The organism is Marinomonas rhizomae, from assembly GCF_024397855.1.
Lineage (GTDB): Bacteria > Pseudomonadota > Gammaproteobacteria > Pseudomonadales > Marinomonadaceae > Marinomonas > Marinomonas rhizomae_A.
The window spans coordinates 1533043-1553307 of sequence record NZ_CP073343.1 but is presented as its reverse complement, the minus strand read 5'-3'; the positions used below and the strand labels follow the sequence as shown (position 1 = coordinate 1553307).

Genomic DNA, 20265 nt, shown 5'->3' with positions numbered 1-20265 from the left:
CTAGTCTCTCTTTTTCTCATAACGGAATAACTATTAATCAAGGTGTCGGTGACTCAAAGGCTGCCTGCGCCACTGCCATTCTTGAGCAGCCACCATAAACTCTCGTAGTGGCTGCATATTTTCACCAGTAACTTGCTCTATCGCATAAGCACAAGCTTCCAGAGTCGATAAGGATTCTGCACTGGGTGACTTGCGAATACGATATTGCCCTTCTGGCGGCTGCGAAAAGCACACGGCACCAAAAGCATGCAATAAGGGCTCTGTAAAATATAGCTTCTTGGCTTTACGCCAAGTAGCATCAAGTAAAATCAACCCCTCAATTTCAGAAGCCGTGTCAGCGCATATAGATTCAATAGACTCAGCAGAATCCGATGGAAACACTAAACGCCATTTGGCCGGATCTATTTGGCTAAAAACCTGTATCATCGCATCATGATTGGCTGTCGAAATACATTCCACCGAAGACAAGCCTAAAGACAACAATGATACAGTGTTCTTTGCATGTTGCGCTTCTTTCGGATCTTGTAGAACCAAGATTTTTAATCGTGTAGAAAGCGCTGGTATCCACTGACAAATACACAGATCAGCCAAAAAGAGACAATCATCACAGCGTGTTCTTTTTGAACTTTGCATAATCAAGTTTCTTACTTAGCCGCTAACTTCTCAAGCCAATTTTTCAAGATACGCTTTGACCACGTTGTTCCAGCCTAGATCCAATGCTTCAACCGTCAATGCATGGCCGATTGATACTTCCATGATTCGACCTTGCTCACATAAAGCCTTAACATTGTTTAAATCTAAATCGTGGCCAGCATTCACTTCTAAACCCACATCTAATGCGGCTTGTGCGGCTTGCTGATAGGTTTCCAGTACCTCATCAAATCCTTCTTTACCAAACGCATTGGCATAGGCTTCTGTATAAAGTTCTACACGATCAGCACCTACCTCTTTCGCTAACGCCATGTTTTCAGGATCTGGGTCCATAAACAAAACAACACGTATACCTTTTGCTTTGAGTTTAGCAATAACGGGACGCAATGCATCTTGGTCACGGGCGATGTTCCAGCCATGGTCGGACGTTAGTTGATTTGGGTCATCAGGCACTAACGTGCATTGATCCGGCTCCACTTCTAAAACTACGTCTAAGAACTGCCCATCAGGAAAACCTTCAACATTTAACTCAGCACCAGGAAAACGCTTTAATAGTGCCTTCAAATCATGGGCATCTTGATAAGTTGCATGACGCTGATCAGGTCTTGGGTGAATGGTAATACCAAACGCACCCAGCTCAAGCGTACGCTCCGCCATATCAATCAAATTTGGGTAATCTCTTCCACGAGAATTTCGAAGTAAACCAATTTTATTCAGATTAACGCTTAAGTGTGTCATTCAACTTCTCTCGACAGGGTCATTTATTGGCATTATAGGACAAACACATAGCGTCCATCACTAAAATACCAAACAAGTTATCTGCTCAGCCATTATCTAGGGAAGGTGCGAACAAGTCCTCTTGTCTCAGCATGTGGATAAAAGCCTGTTATTCGAGGCGAGTAGCGAATGTGAATAGTGGTTCTATTTTCGAGGTGCTCAACAAAGAATACAGGCTTTTAGGACATGCCCTCGGCAATTGCTCCTGCATTGCCCTTATTACCTACATCCATGTAGGCATGCGGGTCTTTCAGAGTTTACTATTAAAAGTAACAGACCACATATCGTTGCGACTCTTTGAAAGGTACCTACATTCCTTCAGAGTCGCGCCTTATTTGACGATTTCTCTGAAAGACTGAGGCTTAGTAGACTTATTCGCACCTTCCCTAGAGCAAGGCTTATGATAAACTGGGCGCCACAAAATAGGAGTCCAATATGAATTACGAACTCTTTCAATCCATTTATGAACGCGCAGCCCTTCGCCATGGTGGAAAAAAACACCTAGACGCTATGCTCTCTGTTCCACTTAGTGCGGCGCAACTAAGCAAACACAGTGACGATAGATGGCTTGCAGCCTTCTCTCAGAAAGTCTTTCAATCTGGCATCAATTGGCAAGTAGTTCGCAACAAATGGCCCGGTTTCGAAACGGTCTTTTTCGGCTTCGACATTGAAAAAATGCTACTTATCCATGACGAAATGTGGGAAGAAAAAGCCAAAGACGTACGTATTATTCGTAATTTCGGCAAAGTAATGACGATTCGAGAAAATGCATTAATGATCAGTGAGTGTCAGGCAACTCATGGCTCATTCGCTAACTTTGTTGCCAACTGGCCAAATGACGACATCATTGGTTTATGGGCTTATTTAAAAAAACATGGCGCTCGTCTTGGTGGTAACACTGGCCCTTACACGTTAAGAGCAATGGGCAAAGACACCTTCATGCTCACAAGAGATGTAGAGGGCTATTTACGCCAACATGAGATCATTACTACAGGACGAGATACTCAGTCCGCGTGGAAAGCCGCGCAAGCAGCATTTAATCACTGGCAAAAAGAAAGCGGACGTTCTTATACCGAAATCAGCCAATGCATTGCGCTAAGCGTCAATTAAACACTTTAACTTTATTATTCTTTAGGAGAACACATGGCCGACCTGCGTATCGACATTATTTCAGATGTCGTTTGCCCTTGGTGCTATTTGGGCTACTCACGCCTCAAACAAGCAATTGAACAATTGGGAGATGATTACCGCATCGATATTCGCTGGCAGCCCTTTGAGCTGCATCCCGATATGCCGTTAGAAGGTGCTGATAGAGAAACGTATCTAGGTGAGCGCTTTGGCAGCCCAGAAAAACTAAATGAAGCCACACATGCCATTCAACAAGTCGGTATTGAAGCGGGTATTCAATTCAATTTTTCGGAAAAAGATCGCATCCCTAACTCCAAGCTTGCCCACCAATATGTGCTTGCTGCGAGTAAATCAGGATTAGCTACACCATTTGTCTTAGCGGCTTTCCACGCTTATTTCACAGACGGGAAAGACATAGGATCAAATAGTATTCTTGAAGAAGTAGCGGTTAACATTGGCATGAAAAAAGCTGATATAGAATACGCACTCAGCGCTGAAGCGAAAACTCTTACTGAGAAGAAGCTACAACACCTACGCAGCTTGGATATCCATTCTGTGCCTACTTATGTCATCAATGATAAATACATGGTTCATGGCGCTCACGACCCTGAATCTTTCCTCAAAGTGCTGACCGACATCGCTGAAAAAGAGCTATAATCCAATAGTGCTGATAAGGTTAAACCCGCTATTTAGCCTTATCAGCACGGCCAATCTACAAACCTCTAATAAAAACTATCAAACCGCACAAATAGATAAATTTTTACCTATTGATAATCATTCACATTAAAAATAGAATCTCATAATTAGAATATTAGTGAGAGTGATTTTCATTTATGTACGTTTGTATTTGTAACCGAGTATCAGACAAAGAAATCAAAGCGTCCATTCAAGATGGTGCGACGACAATGCGCGAGCTATATAAAGAGCACAGCATTGGTAGTCAGTGCGGAAAATGCTGTCAGTGCGCAAAAAAACTACTGAACAGTGAGTTAATCAAAATTGCTGAAACCCAAGTTCAAGTAGCTTAATTGCGGCATTGAATTACATTTGAGATTGCAGGTAATTTTCAATGCCAGAACTGGCAATTAGGTGTTGCTGAGTTTCAAGCCAATCAATTTGCTCTTCTTGCTCTTCTAATATTTTTTCCAGCGTATCACGACTCATAAAGTCTTTTTTCTGCTCACACAAGTCAATTGCTGCCTTAAGTGCTGGCAAAGTATCCAATTCAAACTCTAAGTTAGCCGAAATCATTTCTTCGCTATTTTCACCAATGCGCAGGCGACCAAGGTCTTGCAGGTTCGGCAAACCTTCTAAAAACAAAACGCGCTCAATCAAACGATCTGCATTCTTCATTTTTTGAATGGAAGTTTTGTAATCTGCTTTATCAAGCGCGCTAAAACCAAAATCTTTAAACATGCGAGCATGAAGAAAATATTGGTTAATACCAACCAATTCATTGGCCAATACTTTATTAAGGTTGGTAACTACGTCACGATCCCCTTTCATAGCACTTCTCCTTAGTTACCCATCTGCGATTGGTAATAGTTCTGCATGCCAATTTTTTCCATCAGACCAAGCTGTTTTTCCAACCAATAAACATGATCTTCTTCAGTGTCGAACAACAATTTTTCAAGGGTCTCACGTGTTTGATAATCGCCTTCAGATTCACACACAGCAATCGCTTCGCGAACACAAGTAACCACTTCTAGCTCTAGAGTTAAATCATTGCTCATCATAGAGTGCACATCAGAGCCAATTAATAAGTCACGACGTTTTGTCATGCATGGCACGCCTTCCAAAAACAAAATTCGCTTAATAAGCCAATCTGAGTGCTGTGTTTCCTCTTCCATTTCATGATTAAGACGCTCATAAAGCTTGCTCAAGCCCCAATCTTCATACATACGTGAATGAATGAAATACTGATCGATTGCTGCCAACTCATTCGCTAACAAAGTATTCAAACTATCAATTACTTTTTTACTACCTTTCATATTCTTCTCCTCTTATTTCAAGTAAGTCCATTTCACATGACAAATGCAGTACAGAAAACTTGATTCATAAAAAAACGAAAGTCTAGGGCATAACCCTAGACTCTAGCATTAGTTTAGTTTTTAAAACAAATCTTGGCTTGGTGGATCATCCGCTTTAGCCACCTTACCTTCACCTACTTTGACTTCAAGACTATCTATACGCTGAAGCCCTCTCGGTAGCTTCAAGCCTCGACGACCACGTTCACCTAGATATTCTTCAAGATCTTTTTCCGTAAAGGAAATAAAGCGTTTTCCAGCATACGCCGTCAAGAGATCATTTGGCTGAACACACGCCAACGCAATAACTAACTCTTCTCTATCAGCAGCACGAGCACTTGGAATACTCAGCATTTTATTACCTTTACCTTTCGCCATCTGCGGTAGCGAAACAACATCAAACGCTAACATACGACCTTCATTAGAGATAGCAACAACACGACCTAATGTCGGATCTTGAACCAAAACCGGCGCCATTACTTGAGCACCTTTTGGTAATGACAAGGTCGCTTTACCCGCTTTATTTTTAGCGTATAGATCTTTTAGCTGTGCAACAAAACCATAACCCGCATCACTTGCTATCAGGTAATGAGCCTCTTCGCTATCCAACACAGCAGAGACAATAGTGGCGTCTTTTTCCAATGAAATACGACCAGTAATTGGCTCACCTTGTCCACGAGCAGAAGGTAAGGTATGCGCTTTAATCGAATAGGTTCGTCCATTAGATGCAAGCAAAACAAGTGTCTGGTTCGAACGCCCTTTGGTACTAACCAAGAACTCGTCGCCAGATTTGTAGCTCAAACCATTCACATCAATATCATGGCCTTTAGCAGCACGGATCCAGCCTTGCTTAGATATAACTACCGTAATGGGATCATTAGACAGCAAATCTTCTTCACTAAAAGCTTGAGCCTCTTTGCGAGCCACAATGGGTGTACGACGATCATCACCAAAATCATCAATCGCTTCTTGAATCTCTTCAGTAATGAGTTTTTTCAACTTACGATCAGAAGACAATAGCGCTTCTAATTGCTTACGCTCTTTTTCCAACTCGTCTTGCTCGCCCTTGATACGCATTTCTTCAAGCTTGGCAAGATGACGTAATTTTAACTCTAAGATAGATTCGGCTTGCGTGTCACTCAAACCAAATCGAGCTATCAGCTCTACTTTGGGTTTTTCTTCCGTACGAATGATTTCAATGACTTCATCGATATTTAAGTAGGCAATTAACAAACCTTCTAAAATATGCAAACGGTTATTCACTTTATCAAGGCGGAACTGCAAACGACGACGAACCACATCGATACGAAAGCGCAACCATTCAGATAAAAAGTTCTTTAGGGGCTTAACTTGAGGCAAACCGTCCAAGCCAATCACGTTCATATTAACGCGATAGGACTTTTCAAGATCGGTCGTTGCAAAAAGATGCGTCATAACCGAGTCAATATCGACACGATTTGATTTCGGAACAATCACTAATCGAGTCGGATTTTCATGGTCTGATTCATCTCGTAAATCCACCACCATAGGCAATTTTTTCGCCTGCATCTGCGCAGCAATTTGCTCTAGTATCTTGCTACCGGATACCTGGTGAGGCAATTCGTTAACGACAATTTCGCCTTCTTCTATTGTAAAACGTGCTCGCGCTTTAATCTGCCCTTTGCCGGTTTCATACAATTTAACTATGTCACTTTTTGGCGTTATTATTTCACCACCCGTTGGAAAGTCAGGGCCCTGAACATAATTAAGCAGATCATCTAATTCTGCGTTTGGATTATTAAGCAGGTGAATACAAGCACCGCCAATTTCACGCAAATTATGTGGCGGAATATCCGTTGCCATACCAACGGCAATACCCGTCGTACCATTCAACAATAAGTTAGGCAGACGAGATGGCAAAACAGATGGCTCTTGCAATGTACCGTCAAAATTAGGTGTCCAATCCACCGTGCCTTGGCTAACTTCTCTTAACAAGACATCGGCGTATTTTGACAAACGAGATTCGGTGTAACGCATAGCCGCGAAAGATTTAGGGTCATCTGGCGCACCCCAGTTACCTTGACCATCAACAAGCGGATAACGGTATGAGAAAGGCTGAGCCATCAACACCATAGCTTCATAACACGCACTGTCACCATGAGGATGGAATTTACCTAGCACATCACCCACAGTACGAGCCGATTTTTTATATTTGGCGGTGGCCTTCAACCCCAACTCGCTCATCGCGTAGATAATACGACGCTGAACTGGCTTCAAACCGTCACCGATATGCGGCAAGGCTCGATCCAAAATAACGTACATGGAGTAATTCAAGTACGCTTTTTCTGTGTAGTCTTTTAATGAAAGGGTTTCATTCGACTCGAAATTTGACAACTCACTCAAGGAATTTTTCCTTCTATAATCGTTTGCATGGACAAATTATCAGCGCATGCGGATTTCATAAACTAATATGGGCTCAACTATAAAGAAACATCCCAACTTACTGCAACACTCATCGTAAGATTATCATGGAAAGGTCGCTATTCTCGTGTTTCAATACGTTCGATAATTAAAAAGGTACGTGATGGTGAACTTATCTGATCAAAATACACTCGACCCAATAAACTATAGCCTTGGGGAGTCCAGTAAACGTTTAATCATTCATCAACAAGATGATCTTTTTATTGCGCATGAACACCTGTTTCAGAACGACACACCAACCCGTTTCTATCACCATCAGGCTGATACCTTCCTCTTTCTAATTAGAGGAGAATTATACTTACAACAAAGCGCGCAGCAAAATTGTGAACAAGAAACAGTCCTCAAGCAACATCAGGGAGTTTGGCTAGCTGCGCAAACGGTAAACAGCGTCACCTTGCTTACCCCAACAGTCGAGCTGTGTTTAATTAGACTCATAAACAAAGGTCAAACAGAGTTAAGCGACTCGCTTAAAAAAATATCTTCGGGCACAGTAGATTCAACATTAGGAAGAAGCCAAATTAAAACATGGCCACTTTGGGATGGGGAAGCAGGACAAATTGCGTTAGAACTCTATCCACCTCAATTCAAAGAAACACTTTATTATCAAAAATCAGCCACTCAATATCTGCTACCATTAAATGGCAAGGCATTTATTTCTAATAACAAAAGAGAATCTAAAGCCTGCCCTATTTACGGTAAAGTCATTGCCTCAAAAGAGCCTAGAGCAATTTTAAATCCAAGCGCCGAAAGCATAACTATATTGTCTGTTATGACAACCCAAAATACCAAAGGGCGAATATTACTGCTTACAAAGCCCAACTCTGAAGCTCTCTAAAACACTTTCAACGCAGTACTAATGCTGTCAATATATGGTCTTCCCATTGACCATTAATTTTCAAATAATCCCTTGCAACACCTTCTTTATCAAAGCCTAGCTTCTTCAACACAGCTGCACTTCGGGCATTTCTTGGCATATAACTCGCCTGAATACGATCAATATGTTGCTCCTTATGAAGGTAATCTATTCCAGCTTGCAAAACTTCCAGCATAATCCCCTTACCTTGCTCGCTTTCTCGCAAACTATAGCCAAGGTTGCATGCCTGAAAGACGCCACGAATAATGTTTGAGTAATTTGTATAGGCGAGCATTCTATCTTCGTTAGGTGATAGAAAACAAAGGACAACCCCTCTATCTTCTAAAAAGTCTCGGCGCATTTCTCGAACACGCAATTGACACGTTTCAAGGGAATAATAACCATCGTTTCTAAGAGGCTCCCATGGGGCAAGAAAGGCTTTTTCTTGATTGATATAATCATGCAAAAGTGAGGCTTGTGATTCGTCTAATATTTTCAATACGCCCCTTTCGGTAACAATCCGAGGGAAACGTGAAGCATGTATACCTTGATCAGAGTACTTAAATGACATGTCCTTCATCACTTCGAACAATTTTAAGGAATATTCTTCGTACCAAAAACTTTCACCAATGGATAAAGTTCTACGCTGCATATCATGGTTCAACCAATCCTCGGCCGCTTGCTGCGTTTGCCAATAAGTCATCAGCAGATCCATTTCTCCCGAACCGTATTCAGCACCAAGGTAGCCAGGTTGGCCTTGCGCTAATTCGAGCATTTTTTCAGCCATAATGCGGTAGGTTAAGTCATTCAACATTAGTTTACTAGACAACATGATCGCAAAATAAGGTAATTTTGTAGGGGAACTAAATACGTTCATCGACTCTCTAAAATAAATAGGTGGATCTTTTAACTAGCCGCAGAAGCATAATATGCTCGCATCTATTTAAAGTTCAGGCCAGAGTTAAAATCTCATACTATAGTTAATACCTAAGTTCTGGACAGATCTATACTGACGAGGATGTGCTTCTACTTAGCCTTGTAATCAAAGCACTTAATTCGCTTTACATTGCCGTCAGGGTGTTAAAAACACAAGCCTTGCACTATTTTATACGCTAACTTTAGGCTTCCAAAAGCCAAGTGCAAATAGATCTACCTTGTTGATATTCCCCCTTTGTATCAATAAGGATAAGGAAAGCTTTGTGCCCGCTTTATGCGGGCACTTTTTTGCTTTTAACCTTACTTTCCCCAAGTAATACCGGCACCAGCAGTAATCGCTTGATATCGATCCGGACGGCGATCACGAAACAAACCAAATGATTGACGCGCTTTACGAATTGCCTCTAAATCATACTCAGAATACAAGATAGTACTTTCGTCTCGACCAGCCACACACTTCATAGCACCCATTTCATCAGTCATAAAAGAAGAGCCATAGAACTGGATAAAGCTATTTTCACCTTCTTCTCGTCCAATACGGTTTGCAGCAATAACTGGCACCATATTCGCGGCAGAATGCCCTTGCATGGTCCGCTGCCAATGGTCCTTAGAATCCCATTCCGGATAAGGCGGTTCAGAGCCAATTGCTGTAGGGTAAAAAATAAGTTCTGCCCCTTTTAGTGCTAGTTCACGAGCTAACTCTGGAAACCACTGATCCCAACAGATACCACAGCCAATTCGACCAAACTGCGTATCCCAAACTTTCACACCAGTATTACCTGGTGTGAAGTAATACTTTTCTTGGTAGCCAGGGCCATCTGGAATGTGCGTTTTACGATACAAATCCATGACATCACCATTGGCATCAATCATTACCAAAGAGTTATAGAAAACATTACCATCGCGTTCAAAAAAGCTAATAGGCAAGACCACACCTAGCTCTTTCGCAAGCTTACTCATAGTCTGAATTGCCAAACAATCGCTTACAGGTTGCGCCCAGTCGAAATAAGCAGGCTTTTGATCAATACAAAAGTATGGCCCCATAAACAATTCTTGTAACAAAATAATATTAGCCTGATTTGCAGCGGCTTCTCTTACTTGTGCCACCGCATTATCTAAGTTTGCTTGAAAGTCTGTACTGACCGACATTTGAACGCAGGCCACTTTTACATTACTCATACTAAACTATCTCCAAAATAGGTTGTGTTGCTATCACGCTGGTTCAGTTATACCTGAGTCAGGTACGTCGTACCTTCAAGTACTTTTTTATAGGTTGCTAGTAAAGTAACTTGTTCTTCTTGACTAAGTGGGCTTGCCGCTACTTTATCTTGATAACCCTTCATCAACTCATGCTCATTATAACTAACGTACTTAAGCACATCCTTAACGCTGTCGCCTTTTAATATATGGTCAATTCTGAAGCCATCATCCGTTAAATAAACATCCACGGAACAAGTGTCACCAAATAAGTTATGCAAATCACCTAGAGTTTCTTGATAAGCACCAACCAAGAAAAAGCCCATTAAGTAGTCTTCACCTTTTGGCGGCGGCGGAGGTAACGGTAGAGAAGATTCAATACCTTGACCATCAACATAGCTATACAAACAACCATCAGAGTCACAGGTAACATCTTGGATTTTACCTCTAAAAGAAGGCGCCTGATCCAATCCCTGCAAAGGCAACACAGGGAACAATTGATCGATCCCCCACGCATCAGGCATAGACTGAAATACGGATAAATTAACAAACAACTTTTCAGCTAAACGCTCGTTAAGTTCATCAATTACCGCACGATGGCCTCTATTTCGATTGTCCAAGCGAGGTAATAAGTTTCGGCATGCTGATAAAAATAGGTTTTCTGCTTGTGCTCTTTGTGACAGATTAAGCTGACCATGATTATACAAGGCCAAACTATCATTAAAGTCATCGAGCAAATCATGATAAATCTCGACCAAAGATCGACTATCTTCTTGGCTCTCACGTTTTAAACTTTGGTAAGATGCCCAAAGACGCTGCAACTCTAGCTCACTATTTTCTGCTGGCTCCTCAATCGGTAAAAGCTCAGCGCCGTGAGAAAAAACATCTGCAATCATCATCGCATGATGTGCCGTCACAGCTCGACCAGATTCCGAAATCAAATTAGGGTGAGGAAGTTCGTATTGCTCACACACATTATGGAAGGCAAACACGACATTATTAGCATACTCACCAATACTGTAGTTTGCTGAAAAGTCATTTTGGCAGCGTGTACCTTCATAATCGACTCCCAAACCACCACCAACATCAACCCACTCCACCTTTACGCCCATCTGATGAAGTTCAGCGTAATAACGAGCACACTCTTTCAGGCTGTTCTGAATATCGCGAATCCGCGTTATTTGTGAACCTAAATGGAAGTGGATCAACTCAAGACAATGCAACAAATCTAATTCACGTAAACGATCAATTGCACGTAACAATTGGGATGTAGTCAGGCCAAATTTAGATTTTTCTCCACCACTGTTACCCCAATGGGTTGTACAAGTAGATGCCAAGCGAATACGGATACCGATACGCGGTTGAACACCGATCTTATCGGCTTCTTCTAAAATCCAATCAAGCTCATGCATCTTCTCAACAACAATAAAGACTTGATGTCCCATTTTTTCGGCCATGAGCGCAAGATGAATAAACTCACGATCTTTATAGCCATTACAAACAATAATGCCATCAGCGTTTTTATGCATAGCCAAAACAGCCATCAATTCTGGCTTACTACCGGCTTCCAAACCAACAGTGGCAGCATTGTCAGGCTGACATGCTGCAATTTCTTCGACCACTCGACGCTGTTGGTTTACCTTAATAGGGTAAACAATGGCATATTTCGATTGATAGTTGTAATAATCAATAGCTTGCTGAAACGAGTTGGTAATTTTTTCAATGCGTGAGTGAAGAATATTGGGAAAACGCACAAGACAAGGATAAGGAATACCTTGCTGTTTGAGTGCTACTGAAAGCTCAGTCAAATCAATACTATTTTCCCTATCAGGTAACGCAATAACACGTCCTTTGTCATTGATTGAAAAAAAATCACTACTCCAATGGCTGACATTATATAGTTCCATCGAATCTTTAATTGACCAAGGCTTCATATCATCTCCCAAAATCTAAATAACCGAACACCTGCACTACTTTCATTAAAAGTACGCCATAATGAAAATCAGGTATATTTTTTTCCTTCGCCCAAATAAAAAAAGCGGGGCTAAGAAACATCTTAACTCCGCTTCAATCTAACTAACGAACAAATTAAGAAACGTGCTCGCCATGTGCTTGCTTATCTGCGTGGTAAGACGAGCGAACCAAAGGCCCACACGCCGCATGCTTAAAGCCTAACTCTTTTGCAACTTCTTCATAGCGTGCAAATTCTTCTGGCGGAACAAAACGCGCCATTGGGAAATGATGCTTAGAAGGCTGCAAATATTGACCAATCGTCAACATATCAACATTGTGAGCTCGCAAGTCTTTCAGAACTTCAACAATCTCTTCAAATGTCTCACCCATACCAACCATCAAACCAGATTTAGTTGGCACATCAGGACAACGATCTTTAAAATTCTTCAAAAGATCTAATGACCATTGGTAATCAGATCCAGGTCTTACTTGGCGATATAAACGCGGAATGGATTCCAAATTATGGTTAAAGACATCTGGTGGTGCAATTGAAAGTGTATCAATAGCCACTTCCATACGACCACGAAAGTCTGGTACCAATGTTTCGATTTCAATATTTGGACTTTCTGCTCGCGTCTCTGTAATGCAATCCACAAAGTGCTGAGCACCACCATCACGAAGATCATCACGATCTACGGAAGTAATAACCACATATTTAAGCTTCATATCACGTATAGCGGCAGCCAACTCTTTTGGCTCATCAGCGCTAAGTGGATTTGGGCGACCATGTGCAACATCACAGAAAGGGCAACGACGAGTACAAATTTCACCCATAATCATAAAAGTGGCAGTACCATTGCTGAAACATTCACCTAGATTTGGGCAATTAGCCTCTTCACAAACCGAAGCCAACTTATGTTCACGCAAAGTTGCTTTGATGCGAGCAATTTCTGGTGAAGCTGGCATACGAACACGAAGCCAATCAGGCTTACGCGGAATCTCTTCAGTAGGAACTATTTTAACGGGAATACGCGCCATTTTATCGGCACCGCGTAGCTTTTCCCCTTGAACAACGCGTTTGCGTTCTGCTGTCATTCTATTTCCACCCTTGTTGGATAGCTGGATAACTGTATCCGAGCTGCTCAGCCAGCTGATTCGCCAACTGAACCTTTACATTCGATAAAGTAACGTCTTCATTAAGACGTTTCATATCAACCATTTGTAAGCCTTGATAGCCACATGGGTTAATACGATTAAATGGGGTGAGGTCCATATCAACGTTTAAGGCAAGCCCATGAAATGAACAGCCCCTACGCACACGCAATCCCAGTGATGCAATTTTTTGCTCATTCACGTAGACACCAGGCGCATCAGGCTTTGGATATGCTTCAATTGAGCTCGACGCAAGAGCACCAACAACTGAATTTTCTAGCACACTAACCAAATCACGAACGCCTATTCCGAGACGCTTTAAATCAACCATTACATAAGCAACAAGTTGCCCCGGCCCATGATACGTGACCTGACCACCACGGTCGACCTGAATAACAGGAATATCGCCTGGAGCTAAAAGATGCTCTTCTTTACCCGCTTGACCTTGCGTAAATAAGGAAGGGTGTTCTAACAACCAAATCTCATCAGCATCGTCTTTTGAACGAGTTTGAGTAAATTGCTTCATCCGCTCCCATGTTTCAGCGTAGTCAACCACACCCAAATCACGGCAAATTAAGTCTAGCTGCATTTACATGACCATCTTAACGGCTTCAATCGACATTAAGTCACGGTGTAAAGCCGATAGCTGATCTTCACTTTGAGCCACAATACGAAAACTAAAACTAATAAAGCGCCCTTTACTAGAGCGGTTAATATTCTCTGCTGCGACATCCATCTCTGGAGCATGAACCAGCAATCGCTCTGTTATCTCGGTATGAATACCCTCGACGTCGAGTGAAACCACTTTGATAACGTAGTTGTCACAAGGAAACTCTATTTTAGGTGCATCGACTGCATTCTCAGCTTGATCACCGTTTTTTGTAATTAGTGCCATTAATTTAATCTACCACTCGCTATTAGCGCTTAAAACAAGTTCATAAAGAAGAGTTTAATTTTATCAAACATTCGCTTGAAGAAACCACCTTCTTCTACTGCCTCTAGTGCAACTACTGAGCGCTCTATTAAGACATTACCCTCAGTGCCAACCACAATTTTACCCAATACATCGCCTACAGCAATTGGTGCCATAATTTCTTTCTGCATATCAAGTGTAGCTGGAATAGACGCACCTTGTTGACGAGGCATAGTAACCAAAACATCTTCGGCAAAACCTACTTTTACGTTAGGCTGGCTACCACCCCAAACACGAGCATTATTCACCACCTGACCACGGCTATATAGCTTACGTGTTTCATAGTATCTGAAACCGTAATCCAACAATTTTTGAGATTCAACGGCACGGGCATTATCTGATTTCGTTCCCATAACAACCGTAATTAAGCGGGTACCATTGCGAACAGCAGAAGCAGCCAAACAGAAGCCAGCGGCCTCAGTGTGACCAGTTTTCATACCATCAACCGTTTTATCGCGCCACAACAATTTATTACGGTTTGGCTGACGGATATTGTTGTAGGTAAACTCTTTTTCCGCATACATACTGTAGTTTTCTGGGAACTGTATAATAGTCGCACGTGCCAATTTTGCTATATCGTGGGCGCTAGAATAATGATCCTCTGCTGGAAAACCGGTTGCATTCACGAAATGCGAATTTTTCATTCCAAGAAGTTGAGCATGTTGATTCATCAAGTCAGCAAAAGCAGACTCACTGCCAGCAATATGCTCTGCGGCGGCAACACTTGCATCATTACCAGATTGAATAATAATACCGCGCATTAGGTCTTCTAACTTAACTTGTGTTCCTTCTCGAATAAACATACGAGAACCTTCCATTCTCCATGCTTTTTCGCTCACATTAACCATATCATCCATTGATAAATTTCCGCGAGCCAACTCATATTCAACAATATAAGCCGTCATTAATTTCGTTAGGCTTGCCGGAGGCAAAGCCTGATCAGCATTATGCTCAACCAAAATATCGCCAGTATATGCATCCATAAGAATGTAACTACTCGCTGACAATTGTGGCGGCGTTGGGATTAATGAAGGAGCAGCAAAAACGGAGCTGCTCACGAAACAAAATACAACTGATAAAGTAACTAGGAGTTTTTTCATACTCAAAAATATCGTCTTCTAAAAAAATGTTAACAAATGATACTAGAGCCCTTTAAGAATCTCTAGCCCAAACAAATCGTACCTAGGGTACTAAAGCAACTCTCACAGGGCTGCCGAAACCTTCTTGTTGTAACCTTTGCTGCCATTGAGCCAATTCCCCTGCATCAGCAAAAGGACCAACCAAAACTTTAAATAGACCATCATCTTGTTTATTAATAACAACGTTTACCGTCGTATCATATGCCTCAAAAAGACGTTGTTTAAGCTTGTCTGCAGATTCCTCAGAGCTAAAAGCTCCAATTTGCAGATGAGAAAAAACCAACTCTGATGGAACACTTTTTGTTTCTATAGTGGAAATAGGCGATGCCTTATCAGGTAAGGCTTCAGGCGGATTCACCGTCTTTTTAACTGCGACTTTAGGTGGATTATACGACTGCCCTTGGGCAGGGGTAATTGCCTCAATTCGAACCCGCGCCAATCCTTTTTTATGATAATCAAGTCGTGCGGCAGCCGCGTAGGAAAGATCGATTAAACGATCACCATGAAACGGCCCTCTATCATTCACTCTAACAATAACAGCACGCTGATTATCAAGGTTCGTCACTTTCAGATAGGTAGGTAACGGCAGCGATTTATGAGCAGCAGAAAAACTGTACATGTCATATGTTTCCCCATTTGAGGTCTTATGCCCATGAAATTTTTTACCATACCAAGACGCAGTTCCCTCTGCCTCGTAACCTTGTGCTGAATCCATTACCCAATATTTTTTTCCCCACACTTCGTAAGGACTTTTGTTACCACCACGACTTTTAGGCTCCCATTTCGGAACAAGATCCGGAAGGTGATCTACCTTGATATCACCAGTAGGTGCATGATCTTGTAAAATAGAATAGCGACCGCCACCCGATGCTTTTTCATAATCCACATCATCTTTTCCTAAAACATGACGCGTACTCATACACCCATTCAATACCAGCAAACTCAGGCCAGCAACAAACAGCATGTTAATTACTTTCATAGGTTCCTATACTCTCAGCGAGCTCCAATACAGACATGGCATATCGCCTACTTGGGTTGTAATCCATAATGGTGAAAAAGTTTTCATACGCGAGCCAATAAGAAACCTCTTCCGGACTTGTTCGTAAGCCTATCAAGCCTGTTTTCTGAGGTATAAATGGCTGTGTTGGAAGTACATTTAGCGCAGACCATTCGGTCATTTCCGTACTTGCCACCCTGCCACGGTTGATGAAATCCACCATTGAATCTGGATCGGTAACATAAGCCATTACAAACCAAGGTTGTCGAGGCTGCCAACCATGATGCTTAAGGTAATTTGCAACACTGCCAATCGCATCAGGCTCAGATCCCCACAAATCGATATGTCCGTTTTTGTCATAATCTATTGCCAATTTTTGATAGTTGCTGGGCATAAACTGCACCATCCCCATCGCCCCACTATATGACCCTTTTGTGTCGCCAATGTTCCAACCTTCTTTGCGAGCAAGCAATAAATAGGCTTCTAACTCGCTTTGGAAGTATTCTTTTCTTCGTGGGTAATCAAATGCTAATGTGGTAAGGGAGGTAAAAACGTCTTTTGACCCAGTAATACGGCCGTAATAGGTTTCAACACCTATCAGAGCCACTATGATATTAGGCTCTACGCCAAACTCTTGCTCTGCTTTTCGCAGCCACTTTGCATTGCGTTTTGCAAACTCTCGACCGTGCTTTGCCCTTTCTTCATTCACAAAACGGGTTTTATACTCATAATAAGGCGTAATGACTTCAGGCTGGTTATCTGATTTTTCAATCACTTTAGGACGCACTTTTATATGAGAAAAAGCCAACTCGAGGCGCCCTTTGTCATAAGCATGCTCTCTAACCAGCTTATTAATAAATACTTGAACCTCTGGATTCCCAGCATAGGAATCTGCCCATTCTTTGGGCATATCTTCAAGTAGAGACTCACTGACTCCCGAATTTGAAGGTAATGTAGAATGATCCATACCACTACACGCAGTTAGACCAAGCGCTAGAAACAACAAAGTAGCTTGCTTAATCATCATCTTGCTCTTTTATGTGTTTGTATTGACATTAAAATCCCAAATGTCGCCATGATGGTAATAATAGAGGTGCCACCATAACTGACAAGTGGTAAGGGTACCCCAACCACAGGAAGAATACCTGACACCATCCCAATATTTACAAACATGTACACAAAAAAAGTCAGTGTTAAACTACCCGCTAATAATCGCGCATAGTTATCTTCTGCATACGCCGCTATGTATAGGCCCCGGGCAATCACAAGAAAATAAGCTAAAATCAGTACACCGCAGCCCAGCATGCCAAATTCCTCAGCAAGAACCGCAATAATAAAGTCAGTATGGCTTTCAGGAAGAAAATCTAGCTGAGCCTGCGTCCCCTGTAAAAAACCTTTTCCATAAAGTCCACCTGAACCGATTGCCGTTTTAGATTGAATGATATTCCAGCCAGACCCAAGCGGATCGCTCTCAGGGTTTAAAAAAGTCAGTACTCGTTGGCGTTGATAATCATGCATAAATTGCCATAATGTGTAAGCAGCGGCAGGAGCTAATGCTGTCGCGCCCAATATGTAGCGCCATCCCAACCCTGCAAGAAATAAAACAAAAACACCCGATACTGCAACTAGTAGAGCTGTTCCCAAATCAGGTTGCTTGGCAATCATCAAAACAGGTAAAACAATTAATCCAAGAACAGCCAATATTTGCTTAAAATTGGGAGGTAACTGTTTATCGGAAAAATACCAAGCAATCATCATGGGCATAACAATTTTCATTATTTCTGAAGGCTGAAAGCGCAAACCTCCTGGCAGAGCCAACCAACGCTGTGCCCCTTTAGCTCCAACACCAAACAACAGTACGCAGACCAGCAAAACGGAAATAAAAATAAACAACGCAGGTGAAGCTCGTCGCATATATTTCGGGGGTAATTGAGCTAAAGCTACACAAATCATCAAGCCTATAACCAATCGAAATACCTGCCGCTCGACCATGGCTACATTCTGCCCTGAGGCTGAGTACAGAATAAAAAGCCCTCCACAGATCAGTAACAACAAAGCCCCCATCAACAAAACATCAACGTGAACCAGTTTCCACAAACGAGCATTGGTAAAAGACAGCGCTCTGCGATAAAAGCTATCAGTCATTTTTATCACCTTTCAAATAGTCATAACGCGCCGGATAATCATCATGCAAATAAGCGTCAAATAATGCTTTCGTTAAATCCGCGGGTTTCGAACTACTACCACCGTTTTCAAAAATGGCAAACACTGAAATCTTCGGATTTCCAGCAGGTGCAAAGCCTATAAATAACGCATGGTCATGCAAACGTTTTTCAAGGGAATCTGCATCGTATTCTTGGTCTTCTTGCAGACTAAATACTTGCCCGGTCCCTGTTTTCCCTGCGATTTCATAATCCGTTCCTTGCAAACGCCTTGCGGTACCATGCGAGTCGGTTATTACTTTACGCATAGCATCAATCATACGTCCCCAATTACGCTGATCCTTCAAAACAATATCGTGCTCATCCCCAAGACCATCTGGAAATTCAATGATTTTGTCTCCCACAAGTTGCGTCATACGAGGGTAAAAATAATGCCCTTTACTGGCTAAAGCAGAGGTAGCCGAAGCTATTTGCAGAGGTGTCGCCACCATAAAGCCCTGCCCGATACCTACATTGACTGAATCGCCAGGGTACCATGGCTCCTTGTATTTGGCTTTTTTCCATTCATTAGAAGGCAACAAGCCATGACTCTCACCATTCAAATCGAGCAAGGTTGTCTGACCAAACCCAAAACGCGTCAAAAAATTATGGATAGGAGTAATTCCCATTTTATTAGCCAGTTGATAATAATAGGTATCAACAGACTCAATAATAGAACGCTCTAAATTAATCCAACCATGCCCTGTCCGTTTCCAGTCTCGGTAGCGACGCCCGTCTGGATTTATTTGATAATAGCCTTTCGCAAAATACCGTTCAGTCCATGACGAAAACCCATACTCTAAACCAGCAAGCCCCATAAAAGGCTTAATCGTTGACGCTGGAGGATAACCTCCACGCAAAGCACGGTTAAAAAGAGGGAGTTTTTTGGATTGGCGTAATTTGGCATAATCATCAATAGAAATCCCGCGCACAAACAGGTTAGGATCATAACCAGGCTTAGAAACCAGGGCGAGAATCCCACCTGTTGTGGGATCAATTGCGACAACCGCGCCAGTATAATCACCCAAAAGATCGTAGGCATATTGCTGTAGTCTGGCGTCTAAATATAAGTGGAGATCTTTACCCGGCGTTGGATTTTGTCGCTCAAGTTCCGACATAATGCGTCCACGAGCATTCACCTCAACCTTGCTAAGACCAGCTTCTCCAAATAAGGTTTTTTCGTAATAGCCTTCTACACCTGTCTTACCGATAAATAAAGCGCCTTGATAAGCCAACTTATCGACTGTTTCTAAGTCTTTTGAGGTAATCCGGCCAACATAACCAATGGCATGAGCAAATGCCTCACCATAAGGGTAATAGCGCGTTAATTGCGCTTCTACCTGAACACCGTCGAGTTTATACAAATCGACAGAGACCTTGGCCCACTCTTCATCGGTCAATTGAGATTTTAAAGTAAGGGATTGATAAGGGCGGCGATACTCTTTTCGTCTTTCATCAAAATCTTCCCACTCATCATCACTAATATCGATAATGCCGGAAAGCATTTGCTTTAACTTCGGAAAACTTTCTACCCGTTCAGGTATCACAGTTAAACTGTGAATAGGACGATTATCAGCCAACACCAATCCGTTACGATCGTATATCAAACCTCTAGGCGGCGGTTCTGTAACCAGCATAACACGGTTATCATTTGCCTTGGTTTGATATAACTCATGCTCAATAACCTGCAAATAAAACAGTCGAGCCATCAACACAATAGCCATCAGCAAAACAAAAATAGCGGCAGCAAAAACACGCTGCTGTGTCAGTCGCTGTTCTTGACGATAATTGCGGAAGTTTTGATGTCGACGGCTCACTTCA

20 protein-coding genes are annotated in these 20265 nt (G+C 42.1%); 4 read left to right on the top strand and 16 right to left on the bottom strand.

Going from position 1 to position 20265, the window contains the following annotated elements; all coding sequences use genetic code 11:
* Positions 1-33: 33 nt before the first annotated feature.
* Entirely contained in the window at positions 34-633 is a 600-nt protein-coding gene (locus tag KDW99_RS07210; RefSeq protein WP_255828623.1) for a tRNA-uridine aminocarboxypropyltransferase, read from the bottom strand.
* Between the two features lie 30 nt (positions 634-663).
* Entirely contained in the window at positions 664-1389 is a 726-nt protein-coding gene (locus tag KDW99_RS07205) for a pyridoxine 5'-phosphate synthase (protein WP_255828622.1), read from the bottom strand.
* A gap of 474 nt (positions 1390-1863) precedes the next feature.
* Here KDW99_RS07205 and KDW99_RS07200 point away from each other — a divergent pair, with 474 nt between their 5' ends.
* From KDW99_RS07200 to KDW99_RS07190, 3 genes are all read left to right on the top strand, one after another.
* Entirely contained in the window at positions 1864-2538 is a 675-nt protein-coding gene (locus tag KDW99_RS07200; protein WP_255828621.1) for a DNA-3-methyladenine glycosylase I, read from the top strand.
* A 33-nt stretch (positions 2539-2571) separates the two neighbouring features.
* On the top strand, positions 2572-3213 hold the full coding sequence (locus KDW99_RS07195) for a DsbA family oxidoreductase (protein WP_255828620.1): 642 nt from the start codon (positions 2572-2574) through the stop codon (positions 3211-3213).
* Positions 3214-3389: 176 nt separating this feature from the next.
* Positions 3390-3584, top strand: a complete 195-nt coding sequence (locus tag KDW99_RS07190; RefSeq protein WP_255828619.1) for a (2Fe-2S)-binding protein — start codon at positions 3390-3392, stop codon at positions 3582-3584.
* Positions 3585-3597: 13 nt separating this feature from the next.
* Here the strand turns inward: KDW99_RS07190 and bfr (KDW99_RS07185) are convergent, their stop codons facing one another.
* From bfr (KDW99_RS07185) to parC, 3 genes are all read right to left on the bottom strand, one after another.
* Positions 3598-4062 (bottom strand): bacterioferritin, encoded by a 465-nt coding sequence (gene bfr, locus KDW99_RS07185; protein WP_255828618.1) that lies wholly within the window; start codon positions 4060-4062, stop codon positions 3598-3600.
* 11 nt (positions 4063-4073) lie between these two features.
* Entirely contained in the window at positions 4074-4547 is a 474-nt protein-coding gene (gene bfr, locus KDW99_RS07180; RefSeq protein WP_255828617.1) for a bacterioferritin, read from the bottom strand.
* A gap of 120 nt (positions 4548-4667) precedes the next feature.
* Positions 4668-6965 carry a DNA topoisomerase IV subunit A gene (gene parC, locus KDW99_RS07175; RefSeq protein WP_255828616.1) on the bottom strand — a complete coding sequence of 766 codons (2298 nt, stop codon included), beginning with the start codon at positions 6963-6965 and terminating at the stop codon, positions 4668-4670.
* Positions 6966-7146: 181 nt separating this feature from the next.
* Here parC and KDW99_RS07170 point away from each other — a divergent pair, with 181 nt between their 5' ends.
* Positions 7147-7878 carry a hypothetical protein gene (locus KDW99_RS07170; protein ID WP_255828615.1) on the top strand — a complete coding sequence of 244 codons (732 nt, stop codon included), beginning with the start codon at positions 7147-7149 and terminating at the stop codon, positions 7876-7878.
* 7 nt (positions 7879-7885) lie between these two features.
* Here KDW99_RS07170 and KDW99_RS07165 read toward each other — a convergent pair whose 3' ends face one another.
* The 11 genes from KDW99_RS07165 to mrdA all read right to left on the bottom strand — a co-directional run bounded on the left by KDW99_RS07165 (position 7886) and on the right by mrdA (position 20261).
* Positions 7886-8773 (bottom strand): GNAT family N-acetyltransferase, encoded by an 888-nt coding sequence (locus KDW99_RS07165; protein WP_255828614.1) that lies wholly within the window; start codon positions 8771-8773, stop codon positions 7886-7888.
* A 359-nt stretch (positions 8774-9132) separates the two neighbouring features.
* Positions 9133-10011, bottom strand: a complete 879-nt coding sequence (gene aguB / locus KDW99_RS07160; RefSeq protein ID WP_255828613.1) for an N-carbamoylputrescine amidase — start codon at positions 10009-10011, stop codon at positions 9133-9135.
* A gap of 47 nt (positions 10012-10058) precedes the next feature.
* On the bottom strand, positions 10059-11963 hold the full coding sequence (gene speA, locus KDW99_RS07155) for a biosynthetic arginine decarboxylase (protein ID WP_255828612.1): 1905 nt from the start codon (positions 11961-11963) through the stop codon (positions 10059-10061).
* 154 nt (positions 11964-12117) lie between these two features.
* Positions 12118-13077 (bottom strand): lipoyl synthase, encoded by a 960-nt coding sequence (gene lipA / locus KDW99_RS07150; protein WP_255828611.1) that lies wholly within the window; start codon positions 13075-13077, stop codon positions 12118-12120.
* Between the two features lies 1 nt (position 13078).
* Positions 13079-13723, bottom strand: coding sequence for a lipoyl(octanoyl) transferase LipB (lipB, locus tag KDW99_RS07145; protein ID WP_255828610.1), 645 nt, complete (start codon positions 13721-13723; stop codon positions 13079-13081).
* The gene (locus tag KDW99_RS07140) at positions 13724-14029 is read right to left on the bottom strand and encodes a YbeD family protein (protein ID WP_255828609.1); all 306 of its coding nucleotides are present in this window, start codon (positions 14027-14029) and stop codon (positions 13724-13726) included.
* A gap of 29 nt (positions 14030-14058) precedes the next feature.
* Positions 14059-15207: a D-alanyl-D-alanine carboxypeptidase family protein gene (locus KDW99_RS07135; RefSeq protein WP_255828608.1), complete on the bottom strand. Its 1149-nt coding sequence runs from the start codon at positions 15205-15207 to the stop codon at positions 14059-14061.
* 82 nt (positions 15208-15289) lie between these two features.
* Positions 15290-16225, bottom strand: coding sequence for a septal ring lytic transglycosylase RlpA family protein (locus KDW99_RS07130; protein WP_255828607.1), 936 nt, complete (start codon positions 16223-16225; stop codon positions 15290-15292).
* Positions 16212-17270 carry a lytic murein transglycosylase B gene (gene mltB, locus KDW99_RS07125; protein WP_255828606.1) on the bottom strand — a complete coding sequence of 353 codons (1059 nt, stop codon included), beginning with the start codon at positions 17268-17270 and terminating at the stop codon, positions 16212-16214. The genes KDW99_RS07130 and mltB overlap by 14 nt, the downstream gene beginning before the upstream one ends.
* Positions 17267-18388 (bottom strand): rod shape-determining protein RodA, encoded by a 1122-nt coding sequence (gene rodA, locus KDW99_RS07120; RefSeq protein WP_255828605.1) that lies wholly within the window; start codon positions 18386-18388, stop codon positions 17267-17269. The genes mltB and rodA overlap by 4 nt, the downstream gene beginning before the upstream one ends.
* The gene (gene mrdA / locus KDW99_RS07115) at positions 18381-20261 is read right to left on the bottom strand and encodes a penicillin-binding protein 2 (protein WP_255828604.1); all 1881 of its coding nucleotides are present in this window, start codon (positions 20259-20261) and stop codon (positions 18381-18383) included. The genes rodA and mrdA overlap by 8 nt, the downstream gene beginning before the upstream one ends.
* Positions 20262-20265: the final 4 nt, after the last annotated feature.

What these genes read in the sequence shown, in the direction of transcription:
- KDW99_RS07210 (WP_255828623.1), bottom strand. Translation starts at nt 633, where the DNA reads ATGCAAAGTTCAAAAAGAACACGCTGTGATGATTGTCTCTTTTTGGCT.
- KDW99_RS07205 (WP_255828622.1), bottom strand. Translation starts at nt 1,389, where the DNA reads ATGACACACTTAAGCGTTAATCTGAATAAAATTGGTTTACTTCGAAAT.
- KDW99_RS07200 (WP_255828621.1), top strand. Translation starts at nt 1,864, where the DNA reads ATGAATTACGAACTCTTTCAATCCATTTATGAACGCGCAGCCCTTCGC.
- KDW99_RS07195 (WP_255828620.1), top strand. Translation starts at nt 2,572, where the DNA reads ATGGCCGACCTGCGTATCGACATTATTTCAGATGTCGTTTGCCCTTGG.
- KDW99_RS07190 (WP_255828619.1), top strand. Translation starts at nt 3,390, where the DNA reads ATGTACGTTTGTATTTGTAACCGAGTATCAGACAAAGAAATCAAAGCG.
- bfr (WP_255828618.1), bottom strand. Translation starts at nt 4,062, where the DNA reads ATGAAAGGGGATCGTGACGTAGTTACCAACCTTAATAAAGTATTGGCC.
- bfr (WP_255828617.1), bottom strand. Translation starts at nt 4,547, where the DNA reads ATGAAAGGTAGTAAAAAAGTAATTGATAGTTTGAATACTTTGTTAGCG.
- KDW99_RS07170 (WP_255828615.1), top strand. Translation starts at nt 7,147, where the DNA reads ATGGTGAACTTATCTGATCAAAATACACTCGACCCAATAAACTATAGC.
- KDW99_RS07165 (WP_255828614.1), bottom strand. Translation starts at nt 8,773, where the DNA reads ATGAACGTATTTAGTTCCCCTACAAAATTACCTTATTTTGCGATCATG.
- aguB (WP_255828613.1), bottom strand. Translation starts at nt 10,011, where the DNA reads ATGAGTAATGTAAAAGTGGCCTGCGTTCAAATGTCGGTCAGTACAGAC.
- speA (WP_255828612.1), bottom strand. Translation starts at nt 11,963, where the DNA reads ATGAAGCCTTGGTCAATTAAAGATTCGATGGAACTATATAATGTCAGC.
- lipA (WP_255828611.1), bottom strand. Translation starts at nt 13,077, where the DNA reads ATGACAGCAGAACGCAAACGCGTTGTTCAAGGGGAAAAGCTACGCGGT.
- lipB (WP_255828610.1), bottom strand. Translation starts at nt 13,723, where the DNA reads ATGCAGCTAGACTTAATTTGCCGTGATTTGGGTGTGGTTGACTACGCT.
- KDW99_RS07140 (WP_255828609.1), bottom strand. Translation starts at nt 14,029, where the DNA reads ATGGCACTAATTACAAAAAACGGTGATCAAGCTGAGAATGCAGTCGAT.
- KDW99_RS07135 (WP_255828608.1), bottom strand. Translation starts at nt 15,207, where the DNA reads ATGAAAAAACTCCTAGTTACTTTATCAGTTGTATTTTGTTTCGTGAGC.
- KDW99_RS07130 (WP_255828607.1), bottom strand. Translation starts at nt 16,225, where the DNA reads ATGAAAGTAATTAACATGCTGTTTGTTGCTGGCCTGAGTTTGCTGGTA.
- mltB (WP_255828606.1), bottom strand. Translation starts at nt 17,270, where the DNA reads ATGATGATTAAGCAAGCTACTTTGTTGTTTCTAGCGCTTGGTCTAACT.
- rodA (WP_255828605.1), bottom strand. Translation starts at nt 18,388, where the DNA reads ATGACTGATAGCTTTTATCGCAGAGCGCTGTCTTTTACCAATGCTCGT.